At 71.1% G+C, this 22,018-nt stretch carries 26 protein-coding genes; 15 read left to right on the top strand and 11 right to left on the bottom strand.

Translation table 11 applies throughout. The features are described from left to right. The first annotated feature begins 26 nt into the window (after nt 1-26). The 4 genes from CRM89_RS09370 to CRM89_RS09355 are packed head-to-tail and all read left to right on the top strand — an operon-like array spanning nt 27 to nt 3,671. Complete coding sequence (locus CRM89_RS09370) at nt 27-683, top strand: ABC transporter permease (RefSeq protein WP_228787050.1); 657 nt, start codon at nt 27-29, stop codon at nt 681-683. Next, on the top strand, nt 680-1,957 hold the full coding sequence (locus CRM89_RS09365; RefSeq protein ID WP_098083763.1) for an ABC transporter ATP-binding protein: 1,278 nt from the start codon (nt 680-682) through the stop codon (nt 1,955-1,957). The genes CRM89_RS09370 and CRM89_RS09365 overlap by 4 nt, the downstream gene beginning before the upstream one ends. Next, the gene (locus tag CRM89_RS09360; RefSeq protein ID WP_011209783.1) at nt 1,954-2,691 is read left to right on the top strand and encodes an ABC transporter permease; all 738 of its coding nucleotides are present in this window, start codon (nt 1,954-1,956) and stop codon (nt 2,689-2,691) included. The genes CRM89_RS09365 and CRM89_RS09360 overlap by 4 nt, the downstream gene beginning before the upstream one ends. Next, the gene (locus tag CRM89_RS09355) at nt 2,688-3,671 is read left to right on the top strand and encodes a glycine betaine ABC transporter substrate-binding protein (protein ID WP_098083762.1); all 984 of its coding nucleotides are present in this window, start codon (nt 2,688-2,690) and stop codon (nt 3,669-3,671) included. The genes CRM89_RS09360 and CRM89_RS09355 overlap by 4 nt, the downstream gene beginning before the upstream one ends. Here CRM89_RS09355 and CRM89_RS09350 read toward each other — a convergent pair whose 3' ends face one another. The 6 genes from CRM89_RS09350 to CRM89_RS09325 form a co-directional block, all read right to left on the bottom strand. Further along, a complete protein-coding gene (locus CRM89_RS09350) occupies nt 3,672-4,466 on the bottom strand; it encodes an SDR family oxidoreductase (RefSeq protein ID WP_098083761.1) in 795 nt (264 codons plus the stop codon). It lies immediately after the preceding gene. A 74-nt stretch (nt 4,467-4,540) separates the two neighbouring features. Then, entirely contained in the window at nt 4,541-5,062 is a 522-nt protein-coding gene (locus tag CRM89_RS09345) for a flavin reductase family protein (RefSeq protein WP_011209780.1), read from the bottom strand. 11 nt (nt 5,063-5,073) lie between these two features. Beyond that, nucleotides 5,074-5,385 (bottom strand): EthD family reductase, encoded by a 312-nt coding sequence (locus CRM89_RS09340; protein ID WP_011209779.1) that lies wholly within the window; start codon nt 5,383-5,385, stop codon nt 5,074-5,076. A 16-nt stretch (nt 5,386-5,401) separates the two neighbouring features. Next, a complete protein-coding gene (styA, locus tag CRM89_RS09335) occupies nt 5,402-6,643 on the bottom strand; it encodes a styrene monooxygenase subunit StyA (RefSeq protein WP_060590620.1) in 1,242 nt (413 codons plus the stop codon). A 140-nt stretch (nt 6,644-6,783) separates the two neighbouring features. Next, the gene (locus CRM89_RS09330) at nt 6,784-7,767 is read right to left on the bottom strand and encodes a helix-turn-helix domain-containing protein (protein ID WP_011209777.1); all 984 of its coding nucleotides are present in this window, start codon (nt 7,765-7,767) and stop codon (nt 6,784-6,786) included. Nucleotides 7,768-7,784: 17 nt separating this feature from the next. Then, nucleotides 7,785-9,005: a styrene monooxygenase/indole monooxygenase family protein gene (locus CRM89_RS09325; protein WP_098083760.1), complete on the bottom strand. Its 1,221-nt coding sequence runs from the start codon at nt 9,003-9,005 to the stop codon at nt 7,785-7,787. A gap of 174 nt (nt 9,006-9,179) precedes the next feature. On the opposite strand from CRM89_RS09325, the gene CRM89_RS09320 reads away from it, so the two are divergent. Then, nucleotides 9,180-9,857, top strand: coding sequence for an IclR family transcriptional regulator (locus CRM89_RS09320; protein ID WP_011209775.1), 678 nt, complete (start codon nt 9,180-9,182; stop codon nt 9,855-9,857). 3 nt (nt 9,858-9,860) lie between these two features. Here the strand turns inward: CRM89_RS09320 and CRM89_RS09315 are convergent, their stop codons facing one another. Next, nucleotides 9,861-10,916, bottom strand: a complete 1,056-nt coding sequence (locus CRM89_RS09315; protein WP_228787048.1) for an alpha/beta hydrolase family protein — start codon at nt 10,914-10,916, stop codon at nt 9,861-9,863. Nucleotides 10,917-10,976: 60 nt separating this feature from the next. After that, nucleotides 10,977-11,594 carry a hypothetical protein gene (locus CRM89_RS09310; protein ID WP_011209773.1) on the bottom strand — a complete coding sequence of 206 codons (618 nt, stop codon included), beginning with the start codon at nt 11,592-11,594 and terminating at the stop codon, nt 10,977-10,979. A gap of 71 nt (nt 11,595-11,665) precedes the next feature. Between CRM89_RS09310 and CRM89_RS09305 the strand changes: the two genes are divergently transcribed. From CRM89_RS09305 to CRM89_RS09290, 4 genes are all read left to right on the top strand, one after another. Further along, the gene (locus CRM89_RS09305) at nt 11,666-12,268 is read left to right on the top strand and encodes a TetR/AcrR family transcriptional regulator (protein WP_098083759.1); all 603 of its coding nucleotides are present in this window, start codon (nt 11,666-11,668) and stop codon (nt 12,266-12,268) included. A gap of 70 nt (nt 12,269-12,338) precedes the next feature. Then, nucleotides 12,339-12,860: a DUF1990 family protein gene (locus tag CRM89_RS09300; protein ID WP_011209771.1), complete on the top strand. Its 522-nt coding sequence runs from the start codon at nt 12,339-12,341 to the stop codon at nt 12,858-12,860. Nucleotides 12,861-12,952: 92 nt separating this feature from the next. Next, nucleotides 12,953-13,642 carry a CoA pyrophosphatase gene (locus CRM89_RS09295; RefSeq protein ID WP_098083758.1) on the top strand — a complete coding sequence of 230 codons (690 nt, stop codon included), beginning with the start codon at nt 12,953-12,955 and terminating at the stop codon, nt 13,640-13,642. A gap of 84 nt (nt 13,643-13,726) precedes the next feature. Continuing rightward, nucleotides 13,727-14,170: an iron chaperone gene (locus CRM89_RS09290; RefSeq protein WP_086843573.1), complete on the top strand. Its 444-nt coding sequence runs from the start codon at nt 13,727-13,729 to the stop codon at nt 14,168-14,170. A 16-nt stretch (nt 14,171-14,186) separates the two neighbouring features. On the opposite strand, the gene CRM89_RS09285 is transcribed toward CRM89_RS09290, so the two are convergent. Next, entirely contained in the window at nt 14,187-15,206 is a 1,020-nt protein-coding gene (locus tag CRM89_RS09285) for a crotonase/enoyl-CoA hydratase family protein (RefSeq protein ID WP_098083757.1), read from the bottom strand. Nucleotides 15,207-15,347: 141 nt separating this feature from the next. Between CRM89_RS09285 and CRM89_RS09280 the strand changes: the two genes are divergently transcribed. Together CRM89_RS09280 and CRM89_RS09275 are read left to right on the top strand one after the other, a co-directional pair. Beyond that, a complete protein-coding gene (locus CRM89_RS09280; protein ID WP_098083756.1) occupies nt 15,348-15,941 on the top strand; it encodes a TetR/AcrR family transcriptional regulator in 594 nt (197 codons plus the stop codon). A gap of 106 nt (nt 15,942-16,047) precedes the next feature. Then, nucleotides 16,048-17,076 (top strand): DUF3089 domain-containing protein, encoded by a 1,029-nt coding sequence (locus CRM89_RS09275; protein ID WP_098083755.1) that lies wholly within the window; start codon nt 16,048-16,050, stop codon nt 17,074-17,076. 3 nt (nt 17,077-17,079) lie between these two features. On the opposite strand, the gene CRM89_RS09270 is transcribed toward CRM89_RS09275, so the two are convergent. Next, on the bottom strand, nt 17,080-17,283 hold the full coding sequence (locus CRM89_RS09270; protein ID WP_011209759.1) for a hypothetical protein: 204 nt from the start codon (nt 17,281-17,283) through the stop codon (nt 17,080-17,082). A gap of 26 nt (nt 17,284-17,309) precedes the next feature. Continuing rightward, nucleotides 17,310-17,849, bottom strand: a complete 540-nt coding sequence (locus CRM89_RS09265) for a DinB family protein (RefSeq protein ID WP_011209758.1) — start codon at nt 17,847-17,849, stop codon at nt 17,310-17,312. Nucleotides 17,850-17,951: 102 nt separating this feature from the next. Between CRM89_RS09265 and CRM89_RS09260 the strand changes: the two genes are divergently transcribed. The 4 genes from CRM89_RS09260 to CRM89_RS09245 all read left to right on the top strand — a co-directional run bounded on the left by CRM89_RS09260 (nt 17,952) and on the right by CRM89_RS09245 (nt 21,921). Then, nucleotides 17,952-18,902, top strand: coding sequence for a YafY family protein (locus CRM89_RS09260; RefSeq protein ID WP_086843463.1), 951 nt, complete (start codon nt 17,952-17,954; stop codon nt 18,900-18,902). 66 nt (nt 18,903-18,968) lie between these two features. Then, nucleotides 18,969-19,481 carry a peptide-methionine (S)-S-oxide reductase MsrA gene (msrA, locus tag CRM89_RS09255; protein ID WP_060590639.1) on the top strand — a complete coding sequence of 171 codons (513 nt, stop codon included), beginning with the start codon at nt 18,969-18,971 and terminating at the stop codon, nt 19,479-19,481. Between the two features lie 461 nt (nt 19,482-19,942). After that, entirely contained in the window at nt 19,943-20,908 is a 966-nt protein-coding gene (locus CRM89_RS09250; RefSeq protein ID WP_098083754.1) for a helix-turn-helix domain-containing protein, read from the top strand. Then, nucleotides 20,905-21,921 carry a GlxA family transcriptional regulator gene (locus tag CRM89_RS09245; RefSeq protein WP_098083753.1) on the top strand — a complete coding sequence of 339 codons (1,017 nt, stop codon included), beginning with the start codon at nt 20,905-20,907 and terminating at the stop codon, nt 21,919-21,921. Before CRM89_RS09250 ends, CRM89_RS09245 begins: the two co-directional genes overlap by 4 nt. Nucleotides 21,922-22,018 lie beyond the last annotated feature (97 nt).

Below are 22,018 nucleotides of genomic sequence, written 5' to 3'. Positions count from 1 at the left end.
GTACCGACACCGGTGTTCGGCTGACGATGGGAATCGCCGTGCAGTTGTGGAGCTATATCCGGGGACGGGGCGAGGTGCTGGCGTTCCTCACCTATCAGCATGCGTCCCTGGCCTTTCAGACGGTGCTGGTCGGCACCGTGATCGCGGTGCTCATCGCGGTGGCGGTCTACCGGTTGCCGCTGGCCTCGGCGCTGACGCTGACCTCGAGCCGAGTCGCGCTCACCATCCCTTCGCTGGCATTGCTGGCGTTGCTGCTGGTGCCGTTCGGACTCGGCGTGGTGCCCTCGTTTCTCATGCTGACGTTTTTCGCGGCGCTGCCGGTGATCGGCAACGCGATCGTCGGATTGCGTTCGGTGCCCGCCTCGGTGGTGGAATCCGCGCGCGGAATCGGCTTTTCACGCTGGCGCATTCTGCTGACCGTCGAATTGCCGATCGCCTGGCCGGTGATCCTCACCGGAATCCGGGTGTCCACCCAGATGATCGTCGGCGTGGCCGCCATCGTCGCCTATGTGCTCGGGCCGGGGCTCGGCTCGCTGATCTTCAACGGCCTGTCCCGGCTCGGCGGCGCCAACGCGCTGGAAATGGCACTCACCGGCACCATCCTCATCGTTGTCATCGCGTTGGTGTTCGACGCGCTGCTCGTCCTGCTCGGACGGCTCACGATCGCAAAGGGACTGTCATGACCGACGAGGCGACCACCGCGACCGCCCCGCCCACCCGCAACGTCACCGGCGCCGCCATCCGGCTCGACGGGGTGGTCAAGCGCTACAAGGGCCAGGACACGCCCGCGGTGCGGCGGCTGGATCTGGAGATCGAGGCGGGCCAGATGGTCGCCTTCGTGGGCCCGTCCGGCTGTGGCAAGACGACCACACTCAAGATGATCAACCGGCTGATCGAACCGACCGAGGGCCGGATCTTCATCGGCGACCGCGACGTGACCCGCGAGGACCCGGACAAGCTGCGCCAGTCCATCGGCTACGTCATCCAGTCCGGCGGGCTGTTCCCGCACTGGTCGGTCGCCAAGAACATCGGCGCGATCCCGCGCGTGCTCGGCTGGGACCGCAAGCGCATCGCCGAGCGCACCGAATACCTGCTGGACCTGGTCGGCCTCGACCCCGCCGAGTTCGCCGACCGGCTGCCCAAGGACATGTCCGGCGGCCAGCAGCAGCGCGTCGGCGTGGCCCGCGCGCTGGCCGCCGACCCGCCGGTGCTGCTCATGGACGAACCGTTCGGCGCGGTCGACCCGATCACCCGGGCGCGGCTGCAGGACAGCCTGATCGCCATCCAGCACGAACTCGGCAAGACCATCGTCGTGGTCACCCACGATTTCGAAGAGGCCACCAAGCTCGGCGACAAGGTGCTCATCCTGTCCCAGGGCGGCCACATCGAGCAGTACGCGGCGCCCGAGGAGATCCTGACCAACCCGGCGACACCGTTCGTGGAGGAGTTCGTCGGGTCCGGCGCGAAACTGGCCTACCTCACGGTGTCCCGGGTGCGCGACGTCCCCTACGACGAGGTCGTCACCGCCCGGATCGGTGAGCCCGCCCAGGAGGTGATCCGGCGCGCCAGGGCCGCGGGCCAGACCTGGGTGGTGGTGGTCGATTCCGCGGGCAGGCCCCGGTCGTGGCCCTCGCTGAGCGAGCTGGCCAGCAAACCGGAGGTGTCGGACTATCTGGACCGGCGGCTGCCGGTGGTGGCCCGGTCCTCGACGCTGAACGACGCGCTCGACGCCATGCTGGCCACCAGCCAGGGCGCCACCCTGGTCACCGACGGGCGCGGTGCGGTGGTGGGATCGCTGAGCATCGACGCGGTCACCGAGGTGATCCGCGACAAGCTCGCCGAGAGCCGCGCCGTCGCCGAAGAGCCCTCCTACGCCACCTACGTCGACGGCAGCGATCCGGCGCCGACGCCGGTGGTGGCCGCCGACGACGAGCCCGGAACGGACGCGCCGTCGTGAGCCGGGTACGTCGCGTTCCGCTCGACGTCTGGTTCGAACCGGTCGTCATCCTCGTCATCGGCGTCGGCTACCTGCTGTGGTACCGGTCGGCGACGTTCAGCGCCACCGAGCAGGCCGCGCTGGGCTGGGACAACCTGCAGACCACGATCCTGTCCCACATCAAGCTGACCGTGGTGGCCACCGCGATCGTGGTGGCGGTGGCGATCCCGCTCGGCATCGCGCTCACCCGGCCCGCGCTGAAACGTCTCGAACCGCTCGCGGTCAACATCGCCAACATCGGCCAGGCCGCCCCGGCGGTGGGCCTGCTGGTGCTGTTCACGTTCTGGCTCGGCACCGGATTCCGCACCGCGGTGGTCGGCCTGGTCGTCTACGCGGTGCTGCCGATCCTGCAGAACACCATCGTGGGGCTGCGGCAGGTGGATCAGCGCACCATCGAGGCCTCGCGCGGCATCGGCTTCTCCGCCGCGCGCACGCTCGTGCAGGTGGAACTGCCGCTGGCGGTGCCGGTGATCCTCAACGGCGTGCGCACCGCGCTGGTGATCCTGGTCGGCACCGCCACCCTGAGCACCTTCATCGGCGCGACCAGCCTGGGCACCCTGATCACCACCGGCGTCACGCTGTTCCTGCCCAAACTGCTGGTCTCCGGCGCGATCCTGGTGGGGTTGCTGGCACTGATCATCGACTGGCTCGGCCGCCTCGTGGAGCTGGCCGCGACCCCGCGAGGTGTGGCATGACCAGGTGTGGCACCACAGGCTCCCGGCTCGCGCTGCTCGCCGCCGTGGTCGCGCTGCTGGCCGGCTGCGGCCTGGTCAGTTCCTCGGGCACCTTCCACGACGCGCGGCTGCCCGACGGCGCCCGGCCGCTGGCGGGGGCCGAACTCGTGGTGACGTCCAAGAGCTTCACCGAGGGCGTGCTGCTCGGCAAGATCACCGCCACCTATCTGGCGGCCGCGGGCGCGGACGTCGTCGACATGACCGGCGCGCCCGGCTCGGCCTCGTCGCGGCAGGCCCAGCTCAACGGCGACGCCGACGTGCTGTGGGAGTACACCGGCACCGGCTGGGTGAACTACCACAACCGCACCGAGACCATCTCCGATCCGCAGGAGCTGTGGCGGCAGGTGCACGACATCGAGAAGAGCGAATACGACCTCGAGTGGCTGCCACCGGCCAATTTCAACGACACCTACGCCTTCGGCGCCTCCCGCGCGACGGCCGAGCGGCTCGGCGTGCGGTCGCTGTCGGATGTCGCGGCGCTGCCGGTCGCCGACCGCACCTTCTGCGTGGACGACGAATTCTTCAGCCGCTCCGACGGTTTCCTGCCGATGTTGCAGACCTACGGCATCCCCTACAACGACCCGGCCGGGGTGCCGGTCGCCAACGTCACCCGGATGGACGCCGGTGTCGTCTACACCGCGACCGCCAAGGGCGCCCCCTGCCATTTCGGCATGATCTACACCACCGACGGGCGCGTGAAGAACCTCGACCTGGTCGTGCTCGACGACGACAAGAAGTTCTTCCTGCCCTACAGCGGCACCGCCGTGGTGCGCGCCGCGGTGCTCGAGCGGCACCCGGAACTGCGCACCCTGCTCGGCACCATCTCCGAACGCCTCACCGACGACCTGATGCAGGAACTCAACGGCCGCGTCGACATCGACGGCGAGGACCCCGCCGATGTCGCCTACGACTGGCTGCGCCAGGAGAAGCTCATCGAGTAGTCAGGAGCGGTGCGGCAGCGCGGCCGACATCAGCCGGTTCGCGGTCGCCTTCACCGAGTCGGGCAGCACCTGGGTGACGGTGGCGATCGCACGGGTGGGCAGCGAGCCGCCGATCACCTTCTGTTTGTCGGCCAGCAGCGCCTCGATGCCCTGCCGGGCCACCTTGGCCGGATCTTCCTTGGGTCCGCGGCCCACGGGCGTGTCGAGTAGCCCGGCGCGGCGGAAGAAGTCGGTGTCGGTGGGGCCGGGCATCAGCGCGGTGACCGTCACGCCGGTGTCGCGGACCTCCTCGCGCAGCGCCTCGGCGAAGGACTGCACGAACGACTTCGAGGCGTTGTAGACCGCCTGCCGGGCGCCGGGCATCATCGAGGCCACCGAGGAGGTGAACAGCAGGCCGCCGGCATCGCGGCGCACCATGTCGCCGAGCACCAGTTTGGCCAGGTGCACGGTCGAGCGCACGTTGAGGTCCACGATGGACAGTTCGTCGGCCAGGTCGGTCTCGGTGAAGGCGCCGCCGCGACCGACGCCCGCGTTGAGCGCGACCGCGTCGAGCGGGCGCTCGTCCTCGGTGGCCGCCGAATACAGCCGCTCGACGCCCTCGGAGCTGCGCAGGTCCACCTGGACCGCGCGCACCTCGTGGCCCGGCCGGCGGATGCGGTCGGCCGCCGCTTCGACGGCGGTGTCCTCGGCGGCCATGACCACGTCGTAGCCGCGGTCGGCGAATTCGCGCGCCAACTCGTAGCCGATACCACGGGAGGCGCCGGTGACGAGGGCGAGGGGATGTGTCGTAGTCATGCCGCTCGCCTACCCACCCCGGCGCCGCCCATGCCCGCCGGTCGCGGTTTCACCGGTCGTCACCGGGTGCCCGCTCAGCAGAAGAAGACGTCGTCGGTGAGGCCGACGTGCAGGGCGCGGTAGCTGCCGGTGTAGAACAGCAGCGGGGCGCCGTCGCGGTGGTCGAGGTGTTCGACCTCGCCGATGAACAGCACGTGGTCGCCTGCCGGGTGCCGGTCGACGATGCGGCAGCCGATTTCGGCGAGTCCGCCCGGCACGAACGCGTACGGTCCGCGCCGGAGGAACTCGACCGACAGCCCGGGCTGGGCCCGCCCGCCGAAGTGCCGTGACAGTGTCTCCTGGTCCTCCGAGAGCAGGGTCACCCCGTAGCGTTCGCCGGTGCTCAGGTGCTCGGCCATGGTGCAGCGGCCCAGCGAGATCAGCACCAGCGCGGGGTCGAGAGACACCGACATGAACCCGTTGGCGGTCATGCCGTGCACCCCGGTTTCGGTTTCGGTGGTCACGACGGTGACGCCGGTGGCGAAGCGGCCGAGCGCGTCGCGGAAGGCGCGCGGGTCGGGGCCGACGGGCCGGACATCGGTGAGCGTGGCATTCACGGGCGGTCCTTTCAGTGCGCGGGCTCGACCGGCGCGTAGTGCACGACGTGCGCGCCGCCGGTCGCGTAGTTGGGCACGTCGTCGGCGACGGCGCGGCCCTGCGGCGAGCTCATCGCCTCGGCCATCGCCGCGGCGGAATCGAATTCGCCTTCCCAGATGGCGAAGTACGGGCTCGTTCCGTCGACGGCGGCCACGTCGAAGGCGTAGCGCATGGTGCGCAGACCGGGCAGCTTCGCGGCCAGCGGCAGATGGTTCTCGACGTAGTAGGTCCGGAAGTGGTCCGGGTCGGCGGGCGGCGGGTACAGCACGGACAGTCGGTACACGATGGGTCTCCTCCGCTCAGACCGCGACCGGGGCGGGCTGCACGCCGTGGCGGGCGAGGAAGGCCTCGGTCCGCTCGGGGGTGGCCACGATCCGCCACTGCCGGTCCGGGTAGTCGAAGTTGTCGGTGAATTCGTCGGCGAGGGCCTTGTTCTCGTTCATCGCGCCGAACAGTCGCAGCAGGTGCGGGGCGGGCGGGGCGAGCATGAGGTTGGTCCACTGTGCGGCGCCGAAGACGACGTCGGCGCGCCGGGCGGCGACCCGCTGGCAGAACATCTCGTCGAATCCGAGATCCTCCAGAATGGCTTCTCCGGTGACCCAGGCCGAATGCGAGGCGGAATTGGCGCCCTGGCCGAGCAGCGGATCGACCACGGTGTGCACATCGCCGATCGCGAGCGCGAACTTTCCGCCGGGCAGTTTCGCGTAATCCTCGCGCACGGTCGGCACGAGCGCGCCCTGCAGGATGTCGATCGGCCGGTTCAGGCCGAATTCGGCGTGGTTCACACGCTCGAAAGTCTGCGGGTGATGCTTGGCCAGTTTGTCGAGCACGGTCTTCTCGAACGCGGCCGGATCGTCGTCGTACTTCATCGTGGACAGGATTTCCAGATCGCCGCCGGGGATGTTCTCGAACAGCAGCGCGGTGAGGAATCCGTCCTCGGCGTACATCGGGATCTCGAGCAGGTCGCCGTGCCCGGGGGAGGTGCTGATGGTGACGCCCTTGGGCGTGGACTCGGTGATGCCGCGATAGAGGCCGACACACAGCTTGCGCTGCGGGGTGTCGTAGGGGCTCAGCTCCGGGCGGCGCGGGAACAGCGAGGCGAACGCGCCCCGGCCGGCGGCGACGACGATCAGGTCGTGGCGGGCGGCCAGCGGTTCGATGTCCTCGGCGGTGAGCATCCGGATCTGTAGGTCACCGCCGCGTTCCTCGAACGCCTCGGTCAGCTTCGGCAGGTACAGGCGGTAGTCGACGGCGCTGGACCAGTGGGTGAAGTCGCCGCGGAACGACAGCGGATGCTCACCGCCGATGTAGTGGTGGTGGCTCGCGTAGCCGTACTGCTCCACCGGCCAGAAGTGCACGCCCAGTGCGCGTTCGCGCTCGAGGGTGGGGGCGTGGTGGGCGACGCTGTTGAGCAGGCGCCCGCCCGCGATCTGCTTGGCGGTCTTGTCGGTGTAGATGGTGACCGGAATGTCGTGCTGTCGCAGTTGCAGACCGAGTTGGAGACCGCCGATGCCGGCGCCGATGATCCCGATGTTCGGCATGTGATGCCCTTTCCAGGTCAATTGTTGTCCAACAATTGAATTCGTCGTGACGATGTCGACGATTCCACGTCCCCGTGGTGGCGGTCATGTCCTGGAGGGAACTGTGGTTGACGATTTCTGCACTCGCCGTGCGGCTGCGGCTATCCGGTGTTCTCGACGCCGGTGGCCGAGCGCCGGAATTCGCCCGGGCTCATCCCGAATCGGGCTTTGAAGATCCGGGAGAAGTGTGCGGCATCGTGGAATCCGTACTTGCGGCCGACCGCGGCGACGGAGGCGATCGGGGCGGGTGCGGCCAGCTCGCGCCGGCACTGTTCGAGGCGGCGGCGCCGAATCCAGCCGGCGACCGGTTGTCCGTCGGCGGAGAACAGTTTCTGCAGATATCGGGTGGAGACGTGCACGGCGGCGGCGACCAGATCCGGGTTGAGGTCGGGGTCGGCGAGGTTGTCGTCGATGAACGCCTTCGCCTGGACCAGCAACGTCTGCTGCGACGGCGGTTGGGGGGTGCCGAAGTCGTCGGTGAGCAGGGCGGCCAGCAGGTCGACCACCGCGTCGGCGATGGTGAGCGCCGCGTGCGGCCGCTCGCCGCGGCACTGGTCGACCAGGCGCAGCAGCAGCGGGGTGAGGAGGGTGCCGATCTCGTCGTGCGCGCGGATGCGGCGGGCGAGCACCTCCCGGCGGATCTGGGCGGGTAGGTGCAGGCGCTCGCGGGGGAACATGAACACCGCGGTGTCGGTGGGTGTGCCGAAATCCAGGGTGTAGGGCAGGTCGGTGTCGTAGAGGGCCAGATCGCCCGGCCCGAGCACCACCTCGCGACCGTCCTGGATGAGCAGTCCCTCACCGCGCAGTTGCAGGCCCAGCTTGTAGTAGCCGCGCTCGCTGTGCGCGATCAGCGATCTGCTGCGCCGCACGGTGTGTGCCCCCGCGTCCACCCGGGAGACGATGGTCGAGCCGAGCGGGGTGATCCGCAGCCGCCCGGAGAACTCCGCGGCCTGGGTGGCGGAGGCGGCCAGCGGCACGAACGCGCGCGAGACGATGTCGCGCCAGTGCTCGAGCCGCTCGGCCGGGGCGACGGAATCGGTTCCTTGCAGGCGGGGAACCGGGGCCTGGGTCGTGGAGGTGATCATGATCGTCTCCGTGGTGATCAGGTGTTCAGGGCACGCAGGTCGTCGCGCAGGAAGCGCTCGGCCCGCCGGTCGGTCGCCAGCACCTCCCATTGCCGGTCGGGGTGGTCGAAGTTGTCGGTGAAGCGGTCGGCCAGCTGCGGGTCGCGGGCCGCCGCGCGCAGCACGCGCTCGATCCGGGGATGCTGGGCGAGGGTGAGATTGGTCCATTCCGAGGCGCCGACCAGTACCGCCTCGCGGGCGCGGGCGACCTCGCGGCAGAACAGTTCGTCGTAGACGACGTCGGGCCCGCAGTAGTGGGCGACGACGGCGGCACTGTAGGCGGCGATGTTGGCGCCCTGGCCGTTGACCGGGTCGACGACCACGTGCGCGTCGCCCAGGGCCAGCGCGTAGACGCCGTCCTCGATCTCGAACCAGTCGCGGCGCACCGCGGGGATCACCCCGCCCTGGAGCAGATCGCGCGGATCGGTGAGGGTGAACGCGGAGGTGTCCACGCGCTCGAAGGTCGCCGGATGGTGGGTGCGCAGCGTGTCCAGGACCGCCCGGGTGAACTCGGCGGTGCCGCCGGGGCGGTCCAGCAGTGCGGCGGGCGGGGTGCCGGGAATGTTCTCGAACAGCAGGGCGGTGACGCGGCCGTGTCTGCTGAGCAGCGGGATCTCCAGTAGTTCGCCGACGCCGGGCACGATGCTGACCCCGACGCCCTCCACGTCGGGCCGGGTGATACCGGTGTAGAGGCCCGCGCAGATGCGGCGCTGCGGCCGGTCGAAGGGCGACAGCCGGGCCCGGCGCTCGAACAGCCCGCTCATCGAGCCGCGCCCGGAGGCGATGACGACGAGATCGTGCAGGGCGGCCAGCGCGGACAGGTCGCGCGGGCCGATCGCGCGCACGTGGATCGTGCCGCCCCGCGTCTGGAAGTCCTCGGCCAGCGCGGGCAGGTAGAGGCGATGGTCGACCGCGCAGGACGGGTGGGTGAAATCGCCGGTGAAGCGCAGCGGGTCCGGGCCGCCGACGCTGTGGTGATGGCGGGCGTAGCCGTACTCGGCGGCGTCCCAGTGCGCGACCCCGAGCTGCCGCTCACGGGCGACGGTCGGGCTGTGGTGCACCACCGTGTTGAGCAGCGGGCCCGCGGCCATCTCGGCGTAGTCGCGGTCGACGTAGATCGTCGCGTCGACGTCGGCGGCGCGCAGGGCCAGGCCCAAGTGCACGGCGGCGATCCCGCCGCCCACGATCCCGATGCTCATCCCACTCCACGTCGTCGTGTGTCGCTGTCGTTGTGTGTCGCTGTCGTCGTGTGTCGCACGGCCCGTGCCCTGGACGTTGCTCTACTATCGAGACAGCTTCTCTGATACAGAGCACACGGTACGCCCGCTGTGACCCCGGGCACAAGGCCGGGGTCGCCCGGCACAGGAGTGAGGATGTCCGAGACGGACAAGACGGGGGTGACCTCGCAGACCCTGGAACGCGGTCTCGCGGCGCTCGAGGTGATCGCGCACCGGGGGCCGTGCAGCGCGGCCGACGTCGCGCGGGAGCTGTCGCTGCACCGGTCGATCACCTACCGGTTGTTGACCACGCTCGAGCTGCGCGGCTACGTGGAGCGGGACGAGGCGGGCCGCTACCGGGTCGGTCCCGCCCCGGCGATGGTGGCGGCCGCGGTCCGCCGGGATCTGCGCGCGGTCGCCGAGCCGGAGCTGCGCCGTGTCGCCGAAAGCCTCGGCACCACGGCGTTTCTCGTCGTGCCTCAGCACGAGGAGGCGTTGACGCTGCTCTCGGTCGAGCCGGTCGACACCCCGGTGCACATCACCTACCGGCCGGGCCTGCGCCACGCGCTGACCCGCGGCGCCCCCGGCCTGGCGATTCTCGCCGCGTTGCCGCCGCGCCCCGACGAGCGCCCGGAGGTCACGCTGGCGCGTGACCTCGGCTACGTCCGCACCACCGGCGAGGTGGTGCCGGGCCTGAGCGCGGTGGCCGTGCCGGTGCGGTCGGCCTCCGGACGGGTGGCGGCGGTGTGCACGATGTTCGCCCCCGGCGCGGTGGACGAACGCGCGGCCGTCGCCGCGCTCACCACCGCCGCCGAGGTGTTGCGCGCCGTGTGAGGCTCAGCCGGCCAGGCCCATGCCCTCGGCCAGCATCGGCCACGAATCGTGCAGGGCCTGTTCCCAATACGGCCAGTAATGCGTGCCGACCGGGGTGAACTCGTAGGTGGCGGGGATGCCGAGCGAATCGAGGCGGTTCTTCAGGTTGGCCGTGCACTGGTTGACGGCGGCTTCGATGATCACGCCCAGGCCCAGGTTCACCGCGCCCATCGGGCCGGGGGCGGCGTTCAGGTAGTACTGCACGTCCTCGAGGACCGGGATGCCGCTGCCGGTGGAGATGTAGAGCTGGGTGCCGCGCAGTTTCTCCGCGTTGACGACCGGATCGTTCTCCCGCCACAGCGGGCTGTCGTCCGGGCCGTACATGTTCTCGGTGTCGCCGCCCGCCCAGGTCTCCACCGCCAGCTTCACGAACTGCCGGCCGGTGGGGTCGGCGATCTGGGCGCAGCCGCTGTAGGCGGCCACCGACCGCCACAGGCCGGGCTTGGCCTCGGCCAGTTGCAGCACCGAGGTGCCGGAGGTGGACAGGCCGGTCAGGGCATTGCGGCCGGTGGATCGCAGGGTCGCGTCCAGCAGGGGCGGCAGTTCCTCGGTGAAGAAGGTCCGCCACTTGTTCATTCCGAGCTCGGGGTCGCGCCGCAGCCAGTCGGTGTAATAGCTGCCGCGGCCGCCGATCGGCTGGATCACGTTGACCGGCTTGTCGGCCAGCCAGTCCAGGGCGTGGGTGGCCGCGGCCCAGCTGGCCGTGCCCTCGCCGCCGTCGAGACCGTTGAGCATGTAGAGATTGGGCGCGGGGACGGAGTCGTCGGCGGGGCGCTGTACATCGACGGCGATCTCGGTGTCCATCGCCGCCGAGTACACCGTCAGATGCCAGGTGCGGCCCTCCTTCACCACCGAGGTGACCGAGGACGCCTTCGCCGGCTCGGCCGTGCCCGCCCCGGCGAACGCGGTCACCGACAGGGCCGCGGCGAGCACGGCGGCCCCGGCGCGGCGCGCTCGCCGAGCATGTCTGCGCGTTCCGGTTGGTGCCGCACTCGTCGATCTCCGCGTCCCAGAACGCATTTCCTACCGCCTGCCTGATGTCGCTGCGCCGTGGGGCGTCAGCTGTGGTCTACCGAACCGCTACATCCTCGCCGACGGCGGCGTCGTTACGTCGACTTCGTCCCGGCGTTCCGCGCGGGCGGGCGGTGTGCCGTTGCGGCCCAGTTCCCACACGGGCCCGAACAGGAGCCAGAAGCCGACGATCACCCAGACCCGCGCGATCCACGCCAGCAGGACCGGGTCCTGGTCGGGCGAGGCGATCAGCACCACCAGGCCCAGCAGCACAACGGAACTGACGGCCGCGGCGGCGACCACGCGCAGCCACTCCTGCCACAGGCGGCGCCGGCGTTCCGGGCCCGAGCGCGGCATCCGCTGCGGCGGCGGGCCACCGGCGAACCGGTGTGCGAAGCGGGCATCCGCCCAGCGGATCACCGTCGGCCCGAACGCCACGGAGAAGCCGAGGTAGAGCCCGGCCAGTCCGTGGGTGTCGTCGGCGGGCGCGCCGCGATGCAGGTCGATGGCCGTGGCCACCACCAGGACCACGTCCAGCAACGGAATCATCAGCAGCACAACGGTGCTCGCGGTGCGCAGGCGCGCCGGATAGCGCAGGGCCAGGCCGAGGCCGAGCAGCACCCACAGCCCGATCTCGCAGCCGAGGATGACGGCGGCGATCGGGTGTTCGCCCAGGAATTCGCTCATCGGACCACCTTGTTAGCTCAGTCGTGCTACAACGGGACCTCAATCTAGCACAGTTGCGCTAATATCGGCGCATGCCGAAGACGATCGACCAGGAACAGCGCAGGGCCGAGATCGCGGCGGCGGTGTGGCGGTTGATCGACCAGTCCGGTGTGAGCGCGGTGTCGCTGCGCACGGTCGCCGCCGAAGCGGGGCTGGTGCTCGGCTCGCTGCGGCACACCTTCCCGACCAAGGCCGACCTGCTCGCCTACGCGATGGAACTGGTGTTCGTCCGCGCCGAGCAGCGGGTGTCCGCGCACGCCGCGATCGGTGATCCCCGCCGGCGCGCCCTGGCGATGCTGCTGGAACTGCTGCCGCTGGATGAGCAGCGGCGCATCGAAATGCGCGTCGACCTCGCCTTGGTCGCCGAGGCCCCGGCACATCCCCGCCTCGCCGAGCTGGCCGGGCGCGCCCACACCGCCGTCGCCGCGCTCTGCCACGATCTGTGCGCGGACCTCGCCGCGCACGGCCTGCTGCACACCGCTCGCGCGGTTGCCGTCGAGGCGCGGCGGCTGCACGCCCTCGTCGACGGCACCGCGCTGCACCTGCTCGTGGCTCCCGAGGAGGCCGCCACGGCCGAAACACTGATCGCGGACTACCTGGCCGACCTCGGCGCGCCCCCGCCGCGCCGCCGCTGACCTCGGCAGCGGGTATCCGATCGCGGCGAGATCCGGGCACCGCGACGGTGGCGACGGGCAGGATGGAGGGGTGGCGGACACACCAGCGGATCGAGACTTCACCTATCCGGAGGTCGGCGCGACGCGCGGCGCACTGCCCGCGGGCTACGACCACCTGCGGCTGCGCCGCGAGATCGGCCGCGGCCGCGCCGATTTCGAACGCCTCGGCGACGCGGTGCTGGCCTTCCGGATCCAACGCGGCCTGCGCATCCTCGACCACGCCGAGACTCCGGTCGCCGAACCGGGTGCGGCGGTGACCGTGCGGCTGGGCCTCGGCCCGCTCGGGCTGCGGGCCCCGTGCCGCGTGGTATATGTGCTCGACGAGGAGAACCGGCGCGGCTTCGCCTACGGCACCCTGGCCGGGCATCCGGCGCGGGGCGAGGAGCTCTTCGCCGTCGACTACGATCCCGCGACCGGGACCGTGTACGGCGAAACCGTCGCCTTCTCCCGCCCCGCCACCTGGTACACCCGCCTGGGCGGCCCGCTCACCCGGCTGGCGCAGCGCCTGGCCGCCCGCGCCTACCTGGCCACCCTGCGCCGCACACCCCGCTGACCACCACGAATCCGCGTCCTGCGGAACAGCGCGTCCCGCCGGCCGGGACACGGCGGTGCCGGGCCGCTCGACGGGTGGGGCAAGATCGAACGATGGGTACAGAGGTGGTTCCCCACGACATGGCCGCGTTCCGCGCGCTCGCGCGGGCCCGGCTGGCCGAGTTCCCCCGCATCGCGGTGCCCGACGCCCCGGGCATGCGCCGGGCGGCGGTCGCGCTGTGCGTGGTGGCCGAGCCGGGCGGGTCGCTGTCGGTGCTCGTCATCAAGCGCGCCTACCGCGGCCGCAACGCCGGACAGTGGGCGATTCCGGGCGGCAGGCTCGAGCCGGGGGAGACCGCCCAGCAGGCCGCGCTGCGCGAACTGCACGAGGAACTGGGCGTGCGCGTCCACCCGGCGGATGTGCTCGGACTGCTCGACGATTTCCCCGCCGCGTCGGGTTTCGCGATCACCCCGGTCGTCGCCACCCTGTCCGGCCCGGCCGACCTGCGCCCCAGCCCCGACGAGGTGCACTCGGTGCATCACGTCGACCTGGACCGGCTCGCCGCCGACGACGTCCCGCACTGGGTGCACCCCGAGGATGCGGCCCCGCACACCGTCCCCGGCGCACCGGACGTGCCCATCGGCCGCCCGGGCCTGCTGCAGATGCGGCTCGGTCCGCGCATGACCATCCACGCACCCACGGGCGCGCTGCTGTGGCAGTTCCGCGAAGTCGTCCTGCTCGGACGCACCGCCACCGACGCCAGGGTCGCCGACTTCCTCCAGCCCGATTGGACCCACCGCTGAACTGATCAGTTTTCGAGAAGCCCGCCGTCGGGTGCGCGTCCTACCGTGAAGTCACCGAACGAACCGACCGGGAAGGACGACGACATGACCGCCGCGAAGACCACCAGCTACGAGGGTTTCACCGAGGCCGAGCGCGAGGCGATGAAGGACCGCGCCCGGGAGCTGAAGGCCACCCGCCGCGGCAAGGGCGCCAAGAAGGACACCGAGCCCGAGGTGCTCGCCAAGATCGCCGAGATGTCCGAGGCCGATCGCGTCCTGGCCGAGCGCATCCACGCACTGGTCAAGCAGAACGCGCCGGAACTCACCGCCAAGCTCTGGTACGGCATGCCCGCCTACGCCAAGGACGGCAAGGTGCTGTGCTTCTTCCAGCCCGCCGCCAAGTTCGGCGCCCGCTACGCCACCTTCGGCTTCAACGACATCGCCACCCTCGACGAGGGCACCCTGTGGCCGACCAGCTTCGCGGTCACCGCGCTGAGCGCCGCCGACGAGGAACGCCTGGCGGCGTTGCTCCGTAAGGCTGTGGCGTAGTACCCGGTGGGCTCGGTCAGCGGTCGACGCCGGCGCGCTTGTGGTCACCGAAGGGCTCGTCGCGTTCCCGCACGGCCTCGCGGAAACCGACGGTGGCCGAACGCATCTGGAAGGCGTAGCCCTCACGGGTGTGGCGGGCGATGCCGTCGAAGACCGTGCGGATCATGCCCGAGGTGGCCACGCCCTGGGCCAGCAGCGCGGAGTTCAGGGCGAGTTTGGCCATCATCAGCTGGTTCACCGGCATCCGGGCGATGCGCTGCACCAGCGCCTCGGTGCGTTCGTCGAGCTCGTCCGCCGGGCAGGACTCCACCGCGAGCCCCCATTCGGCGGCCTGCGCGCCGCTGAGGCAATCGCCGGTGAACAACAGGCGCTTGGCGCGCTGATCGCCGAGGCGGTGCGCCCACATGCCGCCCGCCGGGATGCCCCACACCCGGGCGGGCGGATAGCCGATCTTGGTGTCGTCGGCGCAGATGATCTGGTCGCAGTACAACGCGATGTCGGTACCGCCCGCGACGGCGAAGCCGTGCAGTTTGGCCACCGTCGGCTTGTTCGCGTGCAGCAGGCTGGCGAAGCCGCGGTTGAAGCGGCTCATCATGGCGTAGTCGAGCATCGGATCCCAGGTGCCCCACGGGTTGTGGTTGGCGGCGTGCACCATCGGGTCGGTGACGGTGCCGGCGGTGTCGTGGGTGTGGTCGTCGCGCGCGCCGCCCTGTTCGGCGAACAAGCCGAGGTCGTAGCCGCCGCAGAAGCCCTTGCCGCGGCCGGCGAGCAGGATGACGTGCACCCGCGGGTCCAGATCGGCCCGCTCGACGGCGTGCGCGAGGTCCAGCGGGGTGTCGGGGGTGATCGCGTTGCCGTGCTCGGGGCGGTTGAAGGTGATCCGGGCGACGCGCCCGTCGCGTTCGTAGGTGAGCGTGCGGTACTCGTGGGCGTCGGCGGGGTCCGGGCGCTGCGTCCACGGGGAGTCCGGGACTTCGGTCCAGTTCTCGTACCAGGCGGCGGCGCGCTGCCCGTCGTGGGTGGGGTTGTCGGACACGGGGTTTCCTCTCACGGGGAGTGTGCCCGCCCGGTTGCGCACGGTGCGGGCCTCGTGGGGGAGTGTGGCTCGAGCACCGATTGACAGTCAATGGTGACTGTGAAATCGTGATCGGCGTTCCGACACCCGAGAGAGCCGCCCATGACCACCCGTGCCGAGCAGAAACGGGCCACCCGGCAGCGGATCCTGGACGCGGCCGCGACCCTGCTCGCCGACCGCGGCTACGCGGCCCTGTCGACGCTGGCCGTCCAGCAGGCCGCGGGCGTCAGCCGTGGCGCGCTGCTGCACCACTTCCCGACGAGCCACGACCTCACCGCCGCGCTCGTCGCCCACCTGGTGACCCTGAACGAGGCGGCCACCCGCGCGGAAGTCGCGGCACTCGGCCCCGCCGACCCGATCGAGCGCACCCTCACGGCCCTCTCGCGCACCTTCGCCCGCGCACCCGCGCGCGCCGAACAGGAACTGTGGTCCGCCGCGCGCACCGACCCCGCCCTTGCCGCCGTCCTCCGCGCCGCCGAGCGCGCCGCCGGCCGTGACCTCGTCCGCGTGGTCGACGACCTGTTCGGCCCCGACATCACCGCCCACCCCCGCTACCCGGCGATCCGCGACCTCACCATCACGATCCTGCGCGGCGTGTCGGCCGCCCGGCCGCTCCGCGAGAGCTCCCGCGCCGAAACGGCGACCCTGGCCCACTGGGCCGACACCATCCGCCTCCTGCTCGGGACGGTCGAGTAGACGGCTGACCCACCGCAGCGTCGGCGCGACCTGCCCGTGTCCGAGATGGAATACGGTGATCGGCCGAACCTTCCCCGGAGCCTGCGACGGTCGATACGATCCGCGTGTGCCCGCGCTGATCCGGACCCTGTTTCCCGTCGCGCTGCTGATCGCGGCGATCCTGGCGCCCGCCGCACCCGCGGGGGCCGAACCCGAGCCGACGACGTGGTTGTGCCGTCCGGGGCAGGCGGGGCCGTGCGGTGACCGGCAGGACGCGCCGGTCGACTGCTTCTACGTCTATCCGACGGTGTCGTTGCAGCAGACGACCAACGCCGACCGCAGCATCGGACCCGAGCAGCGGGCCGTCGCCGCGCTGCAGGCCGCGCCGTTCGCCGAAACCTGCACGGTGTGGGCGCCGGTCTACCGGCAGAGCACGCTGCTGAGCTTGCGCAACGCACCCGGCCCGGAGCGGTCGGCCGCGCTGGATCTGGCCTACGAGGACCTGCGCGCGGCGTGGGTCGACTATCTGGCCGACCACAACAACGGACGCGGCGTGGTGCTGATCGGGCACTCGCAGGGAACGGCCATGCTGCGCACGCTGATCCGGCAGGAGATCGAGGACAGGCCGGTGCAGCGGCAGCTCGTCTCGGCGTTGCTGTTGGGCGGGAATGTGCTGGTGCGCAAGGGGGAGACGGCCGGGGGCGATTTCGCGACCGTGCCCGCCTGCGAGCGCGCCGACCAGATCGGTTGTGTGGTGGCGTTTTCCGCCTACGGCGAGCTGCCGCCGGACATCCGCTATGGGTTCGCCCCGACGGTGCCCAACACCTCCGGCACCCGCGGTGCCTTCCCCTACGGTCCCGACTACGAGGTGCTGTGCACCGACCCGGCGGCGTTGGTGGGCCGGGCCGGGCAGCCGCTGCGCGGCATCCTCGCCGGACGTGAGGTGCAGGGCTATCGCGGCCGCTGCCTGGACGGCGACGGACCGCACGTGCTGTTGCTCGAGGCCGACCCCGGCGCGGCGGTGCCGCCCGCGAACGCGCTCCCGGCCGTGCCCGACCGCTCCTGGGGCCTGCACCTGCTGGACGTCAACGTCGCCCAGCGCGACCTGATCGACCTCACCGCCCGCCAGGTGCAGAGCTACCTCGCCGGGCACTGAGCCTCAGCGCAGCAGTTTCCCACCCACCACGACGCCGACACCGAGCAGGACCAACAGCAGCAACGCCACGAAGCCGTTGGTCAGCCACCAGACGACGCCGAGCACGACGACCACCGGTGCGAGCGCGATCGCGGTGATGACGGGACTTTCCTTGACCGTGGCCAGGGCCGAGCGGGCCCTGACGCGGTCGACATCCTTACCGGCCATGCCACCAGGGTAGGCCGGATGGGTGCTCAGCCCATGGACTTCTGGCCGTCGATCGCCTCGCGCAGGATGTCGGCGTGCCCGGCGTGCTGCGCGGTCTCGGCGATGATGTGCATCAGCACCCGCCGCGTCGACCAGCTGCTCTCCTCGAACCACGGCGCCTTGGGCAGCGGCCAGGCCTTGTCGAGGTCGACGGTCGCGACGATCTCGTCGGTGCGGGCGGCCACCGCTTCGTAGTCGGCCAGCACACCGGCGACGGTCTCGCCCGGCAGCATCCGGAACTCGTCGGCGCGGGCGGCGTAATCCGCCTCGGTCATGTCCTCGAAGTTCTTCATCGCCGAGGCGCCCTCGAGGATGAAATCGACCCAGCCGCGCTCGACCGAGGCGACGTGCTTGATCAGGCCGCCCAGGCACAGTTCGCTCACCGTGCTGCGCATCCCGGCCTGCTCGTCGGTGAGGCCGCGCAGCGTGTGGCGCAGGAAGAAACGGTGCTTGGTCAGCATGTCCAGCAGGTCGGCGCGCTCGCCGGAGAGCGCGCGGTCGGCGGCGGCGGAGGTGGTGGCGTTCATGGTGGGTCCCTTCGGATGTCGGTGTCTGTTCTTCGATGCACAAACCACGTTAGGACCCTTTGCGGTCACTTTTCGTCCGCAATGTCGCGCAGAATGAAAAACATGGCGAACACGAGTACTCGGACCCTGCGGCTGCTGTCGTTGCTCCAGACGCACAAGTACTGGCCGGGCGGGGAACTCGCCGAGCGGCTGGGTGTTTCGGCGCGCACGTTGCGCCGCGACGTGGAGCGGCTGCGCGAGCTCGGCTATCCCGTGCAGGCGCAGCGCGGGGTCGACGGCGGGTACCAGCTCGCCCCGGGCGCGGCCCTGCCACCGCTGATGATCGACGACGACGAAGCGGTCGCGCTGGTGGTCGGCATGCAGGCGGCCGTGCACGGCAGTGTCGACGGCATCGCCGAATCCTCGGTGCGGGTGCTGGCCAAGGTGGTGCAGGTGCTGCCGCCGCGATTGCGCAAACGGGTGGACGCGCTGCGGGCGATGACGGTGCCCGCCTCCTGGGGCACCGCGGGCGGCGGTCCCGATCCCGGTGTGCTCACCGCCGTCGCGCTGGCCTGCCGTGACACCGAGCGCCTGCGGTTCACCTATACCGCCGCCGACGGTCGCCGCTCCGAGCGGCACGTCGAACCACACCGTCTGGTGTCCCTGGGTCGGCGCTGGTATCTGGTGGCCTACGACCTGACCCGCCACGACTGGCGCAGCTTCCGCCTGGACCGCCTGACCGCGCCCGCCGGCGACGGCGCCCGTTTCCGCCCGCGCGAGCTGCCCGCCGAGGATGCCGCCGCCTTCGTCCGGGCGGGCCTGGATCAGGCGCCGCGCTCGTATCGGATCGAAGCGGTGGTCGAGGCGCCCGCCGCGGCGGTGCGCGAGCGGATCGGGCGGTGGAGCACGGTCGAGGAGATCGAGCCGGGACGCTGCCGGGTGCGCATGACCTCGGATTCGCTGGACTGGCCGATCATGGGGCTCGGCACGCTCGAGGCCGATTTCACCGTCGTCGAGCCGGAGATCATGCGCGAACAGCTCCGGGCCTGGGGTGCGCGATTCAGCCGGGCGTGAGGAACTTTCTCGCCGCCGGGCGGGTTGTACTGGGAGCTTGGAGTAACGGTTTCCCGAGGAGGAGATGTGACCGACACGCGAAGGGCGATCCTGGCCGGTGGGTGTTTCTGGGGTATGCAGGACCTGATCCGCAGGCAGCCGGGCGTGGTGTCCACGCGCGTCGGCTACACCGGCGGCAGCAACGACCATCCCACCTACCGCAACCATCCCGGGCACGCGGAGGCGGTCGAGATCGTCTACGACCCCGAGCGCACCGACTACCGCGCGTTGCTGGAGTTCTTCTTCCAGATCCACGACCCCACCACCAAGGACCGGCAGGGTAACGACATCGGCACGAGCTACCGCTCGGCGATCTTCTACCTCGACGACGAGCAGCGCCGCGTCGCCGAGGACACCATCGCCGACGTCGACGCCTCGGGCCTGTGGCCGGGCAAGGTCGTCACCGAGGTGACCCCGGCGAGCGAGTTCTGGGAGGCCGAGCCCGAGCACCAGGACTACCTGCTGCGCTACCCCAACGGCTACACCTGCCACTACCCGCGCCCGGACTGGAAGCTGCCCAAGCGGCAGGCCACCGCCTGAGCGGGTCAGCGGCCGGAGGTGGTAGCGCAGCGTGACCATGGAGGCCGCCCCGCTCAGGCGAATTGAGCACCGCCTGAGCGGGTCAGCGGCCGGAGGCGGTAGCGCAGCGTGACCATGGAGGCCGCCCCGCTCAGGCGAATTGAGCACCGTCTGAGCGGGTCAGCGGCCGGAGGTGGTAGCGCAGTGTGACCATGGAGGCCGCCCCGCTCAGGCGAATTGAGCACCGTCTGAGCGGGTCAGCGGCCGGAGGTGGTAGCGCAGTGTGACCACGGAGGCCGCCCCGGTCGGGCGAACAGGCACCGCCCGAGCGCTGTGCTGTCCGTGCGGTGAGTGTTGGTGACCCGCGCGCCGGGGACCCGGTGCGCGGGTCGCGTCGCTGTGCTCTCCGTGCGGTGGACGCGCGGACCCGGGGCGTCCGGCTCTACTGTTTCGGCAGGACGGAGTGACGAGGAGGCCCGGCGGTGTTGGTACACGACAGCGATCTCATCGCGCCCGCCGACCGGGTCGCGGCGCTCAACGCGGTGTTCGAGGACAACGAGAACCCGCAGGCGGTGAGCTATGCCGCCGACGCCGAGGACGTGCGGCACCGGATGTATCTGCTCGACCTCGGCCCGGGCATCCACGTGTTGCGCAATGTCGGCACCGGTTTGCACATCGTGCGCAACGCCCGCCATGTCGCGCGCGGCGCACCCGACCAGTTCGCGATCTTCATGCCGGTGCGCGGGTCGGGCGCGCTGAGCACCGCCGAGGACGGTGGCGGGGTGATGGAGCCGGGCCGCATCACCCTGCTCGACACCTCCCGGCCGTACAGCTACCGGCAGTCGCGGCTGTCGGACAACAAGGTCGTGATCTTCGACCCCGTTCTGCTCGACCTGCCGATCGACGTGCTCCGCGCGGCCGCGCCCGGCTTGCCTGCCAGCCCGGTCTACCCGCTGGTGCGCGCCCATTTCGCCGAACTCGGCAACACCCCGACCGATCTGCCCGCGACCGCCGCGGCCGCCGTCGGTCAGGCCACCGTCCAGTTGGTGCGGGCGCTGGTCGCCACCGCCACGGGTGATCGTCGCGGCCGGGACGCGCTGGCCGAGAGTCTGGTCGTGCGCGTGAGCCTCTACATCGACGCGCACCTGCATGATCCCGCGTTGACCCCGCGCCGGATCGCGGCCGCGCACGAGGTGTCGTTGCGCCAGCTCTACACGCACTGGGCGGCGGCGGGCCGTGCCGTGGGCGTGGCGGAGTGGATCATCCGCCGCCGTCTGCGCCGGGCGGCCGCCGTGCTGGCCGGGGCGGTCGCCGACCCGGTGATCGGCGAGCTGGCCCACCGGGTCGGCTTCACCAACATCAGCCATTTCAACCGGCGATTCCGCCAGGAGTACGGCATGTCGCCGGGCGCCTGGCGGGAGGCCCACCGCGGGGAGGCGCCGCGATGATCCCGGTGCAGGTGTTGCGGCCCGGACCCGAACTCACCCGGCGCCGCCGGATCGGGGTGCTGGTGTTCGACGGGGTGAAGATGCTCGATTTCGCCGGTCCCGCCGAGGTTTTCGTGGAGGCCAACCAGTCGGTGCCGGGCTACGACGTGGTGATGCTGTCGCCGGACGGCGCGCCCGTGCACACCTCGATCGGAACCCAGGTGGGTGTGACCGGTTCGGCGCTGGCCGCGCACGATCTGGACACGGTGGTGATCCCCGGCAGCGAGCAACCGCCCGCCCGGTTCGTCACCCCCGAGGTGCTGGCCGCGACCGCGCACCTGGCCGCCCGCACCCGCCGGCTCGCTTCCATCTGCAGTGGCGCGTTCGTGCTGGCCGAACTCGGTGTGCTGGACGGCAGGCGCGCGACCACGCACTGGAAGTTCACCCGCGATCTTGCCGCCCGGTACCCGCGCGTCCGCGTCGAACCGGACGCGATCTTCGTACGCGACGGGCGGGTGTATTCCTCGGCGGGCGTGGCGGCCGGTATCGATCTCGCGCTCGCCCTCGTCGAGGAGGACCACGGCGCCGCGGTGGCCCGGCGGGTCGCGCAGTCGCTGCTGGTGTTCATGCAGCGTGCCGGGGGCCAATCGCAGTTCTCGGCGGCGTTGACCGGTCCCGTGCCGCGCAGTGCGCTGGTGCGCGAGCTGACCGATCTCATCTACGCCGACCCCGCCCGCCCGTACCCGGTGCAGATGCTGGCCGCGCACGCGCGGGTGAGCACCCGGCACCTGACCCGGCTGTTCCGGGAGGAGCTGGACAGCTCACCGGCCGAATACGTCGCGCACGTCCGGTTCGCCTTCGCGCGGGACAAACTCGACGCCGGGCACTCCGTGACCGAGGCCGCGCTGCTGGCCGGATACGGCAGCAGCGAGGCGATGCGGCGCGCGTTCGTCGCCCGCCTCGGTGTGTCGCCGAAGAACTACCAACAGCGCTCCCGCACGACCGCGCCGGACCGGGACACCACGCGCGTCTGAAATGTAGGGGTTTGTGGCCGCACGGGCGGGGCGCCCCGGTGCCGGGGTCGCGAACACTGATATCGAACGCCCCCGCGGCCCGGCGCCGCACGATCGA

This window comes from Nocardia sp. FDAARGOS_372, assembly GCF_002554515.1.
Lineage (GTDB): Bacteria > Actinomycetota > Actinomycetes > Mycobacteriales > Mycobacteriaceae > Nocardia > Nocardia farcinica.
Note: the sequence above shows the minus strand (reverse complement) of the source record. Positions and strands in the feature narration are given on the sequence as shown.

Coding starts and splice junctions, on each gene's coding strand:
- CRM89_RS09370 (WP_228787050.1), top strand. CDS start 27: ATGGGAATCGCCGTGCAGTTGTGGAGCTATATCCGGGGACGGGGCGAG.
- CRM89_RS09365 (WP_098083763.1), top strand. CDS start 680: ATGACCGACGAGGCGACCACCGCGACCGCCCCGCCCACCCGCAACGTC.
- CRM89_RS09355 (WP_098083762.1), top strand. CDS start 2,688: ATGACCAGGTGTGGCACCACAGGCTCCCGGCTCGCGCTGCTCGCCGCC.
- CRM89_RS09350 (WP_098083761.1), bottom strand. CDS start 4,466: ATGACTACGACACATCCCCTCGCCCTCGTCACCGGCGCCTCCCGTGGT.
- styA (WP_060590620.1), bottom strand. CDS start 6,643: ATGCCGAACATCGGGATCATCGGCGCCGGCATCGGCGGTCTCCAACTC.
- CRM89_RS09330 (WP_011209777.1), bottom strand. CDS start 7,767: ATGATCACCTCCACGACCCAGGCCCCGGTTCCCCGCCTGCAAGGAACC.
- CRM89_RS09325 (WP_098083760.1), bottom strand. CDS start 9,005: ATGAGCATCGGGATCGTGGGCGGCGGGATCGCCGCCGTGCACTTGGGC.
- CRM89_RS09320 (WP_011209775.1), top strand. CDS start 9,180: ATGTCCGAGACGGACAAGACGGGGGTGACCTCGCAGACCCTGGAACGC.
- CRM89_RS09315 (WP_228787048.1), bottom strand. CDS start 10,916: ATGCGTTCTGGGACGCGGAGATCGACGAGTGCGGCACCAACCGGAACG.
- CRM89_RS09310 (WP_011209773.1), bottom strand. CDS start 11,594: ATGAGCGAATTCCTGGGCGAACACCCGATCGCCGCCGTCATCCTCGGC.
- CRM89_RS09305 (WP_098083759.1), top strand. CDS start 11,666: ATGCCGAAGACGATCGACCAGGAACAGCGCAGGGCCGAGATCGCGGCG.
- CRM89_RS09295 (WP_098083758.1), top strand. CDS start 12,953: ATGGGTACAGAGGTGGTTCCCCACGACATGGCCGCGTTCCGCGCGCTC.
- CRM89_RS09290 (WP_086843573.1), top strand. CDS start 13,727: ATGACCGCCGCGAAGACCACCAGCTACGAGGGTTTCACCGAGGCCGAG.
- CRM89_RS09280 (WP_098083756.1), top strand. CDS start 15,348: ATGACCACCCGTGCCGAGCAGAAACGGGCCACCCGGCAGCGGATCCTG.
- CRM89_RS09270 (WP_011209759.1), bottom strand. CDS start 17,283: ATGGCCGGTAAGGATGTCGACCGCGTCAGGGCCCGCTCGGCCCTGGCC.
- CRM89_RS09265 (WP_011209758.1), bottom strand. CDS start 17,849: ATGAACGCCACCACCTCCGCCGCCGCCGACCGCGCGCTCTCCGGCGAG.
- CRM89_RS09260 (WP_086843463.1), top strand. CDS start 17,952: ATGGCGAACACGAGTACTCGGACCCTGCGGCTGCTGTCGTTGCTCCAG.
- CRM89_RS09245 (WP_098083753.1), top strand. CDS start 20,905: ATGATCCCGGTGCAGGTGTTGCGGCCCGGACCCGAACTCACCCGGCGC.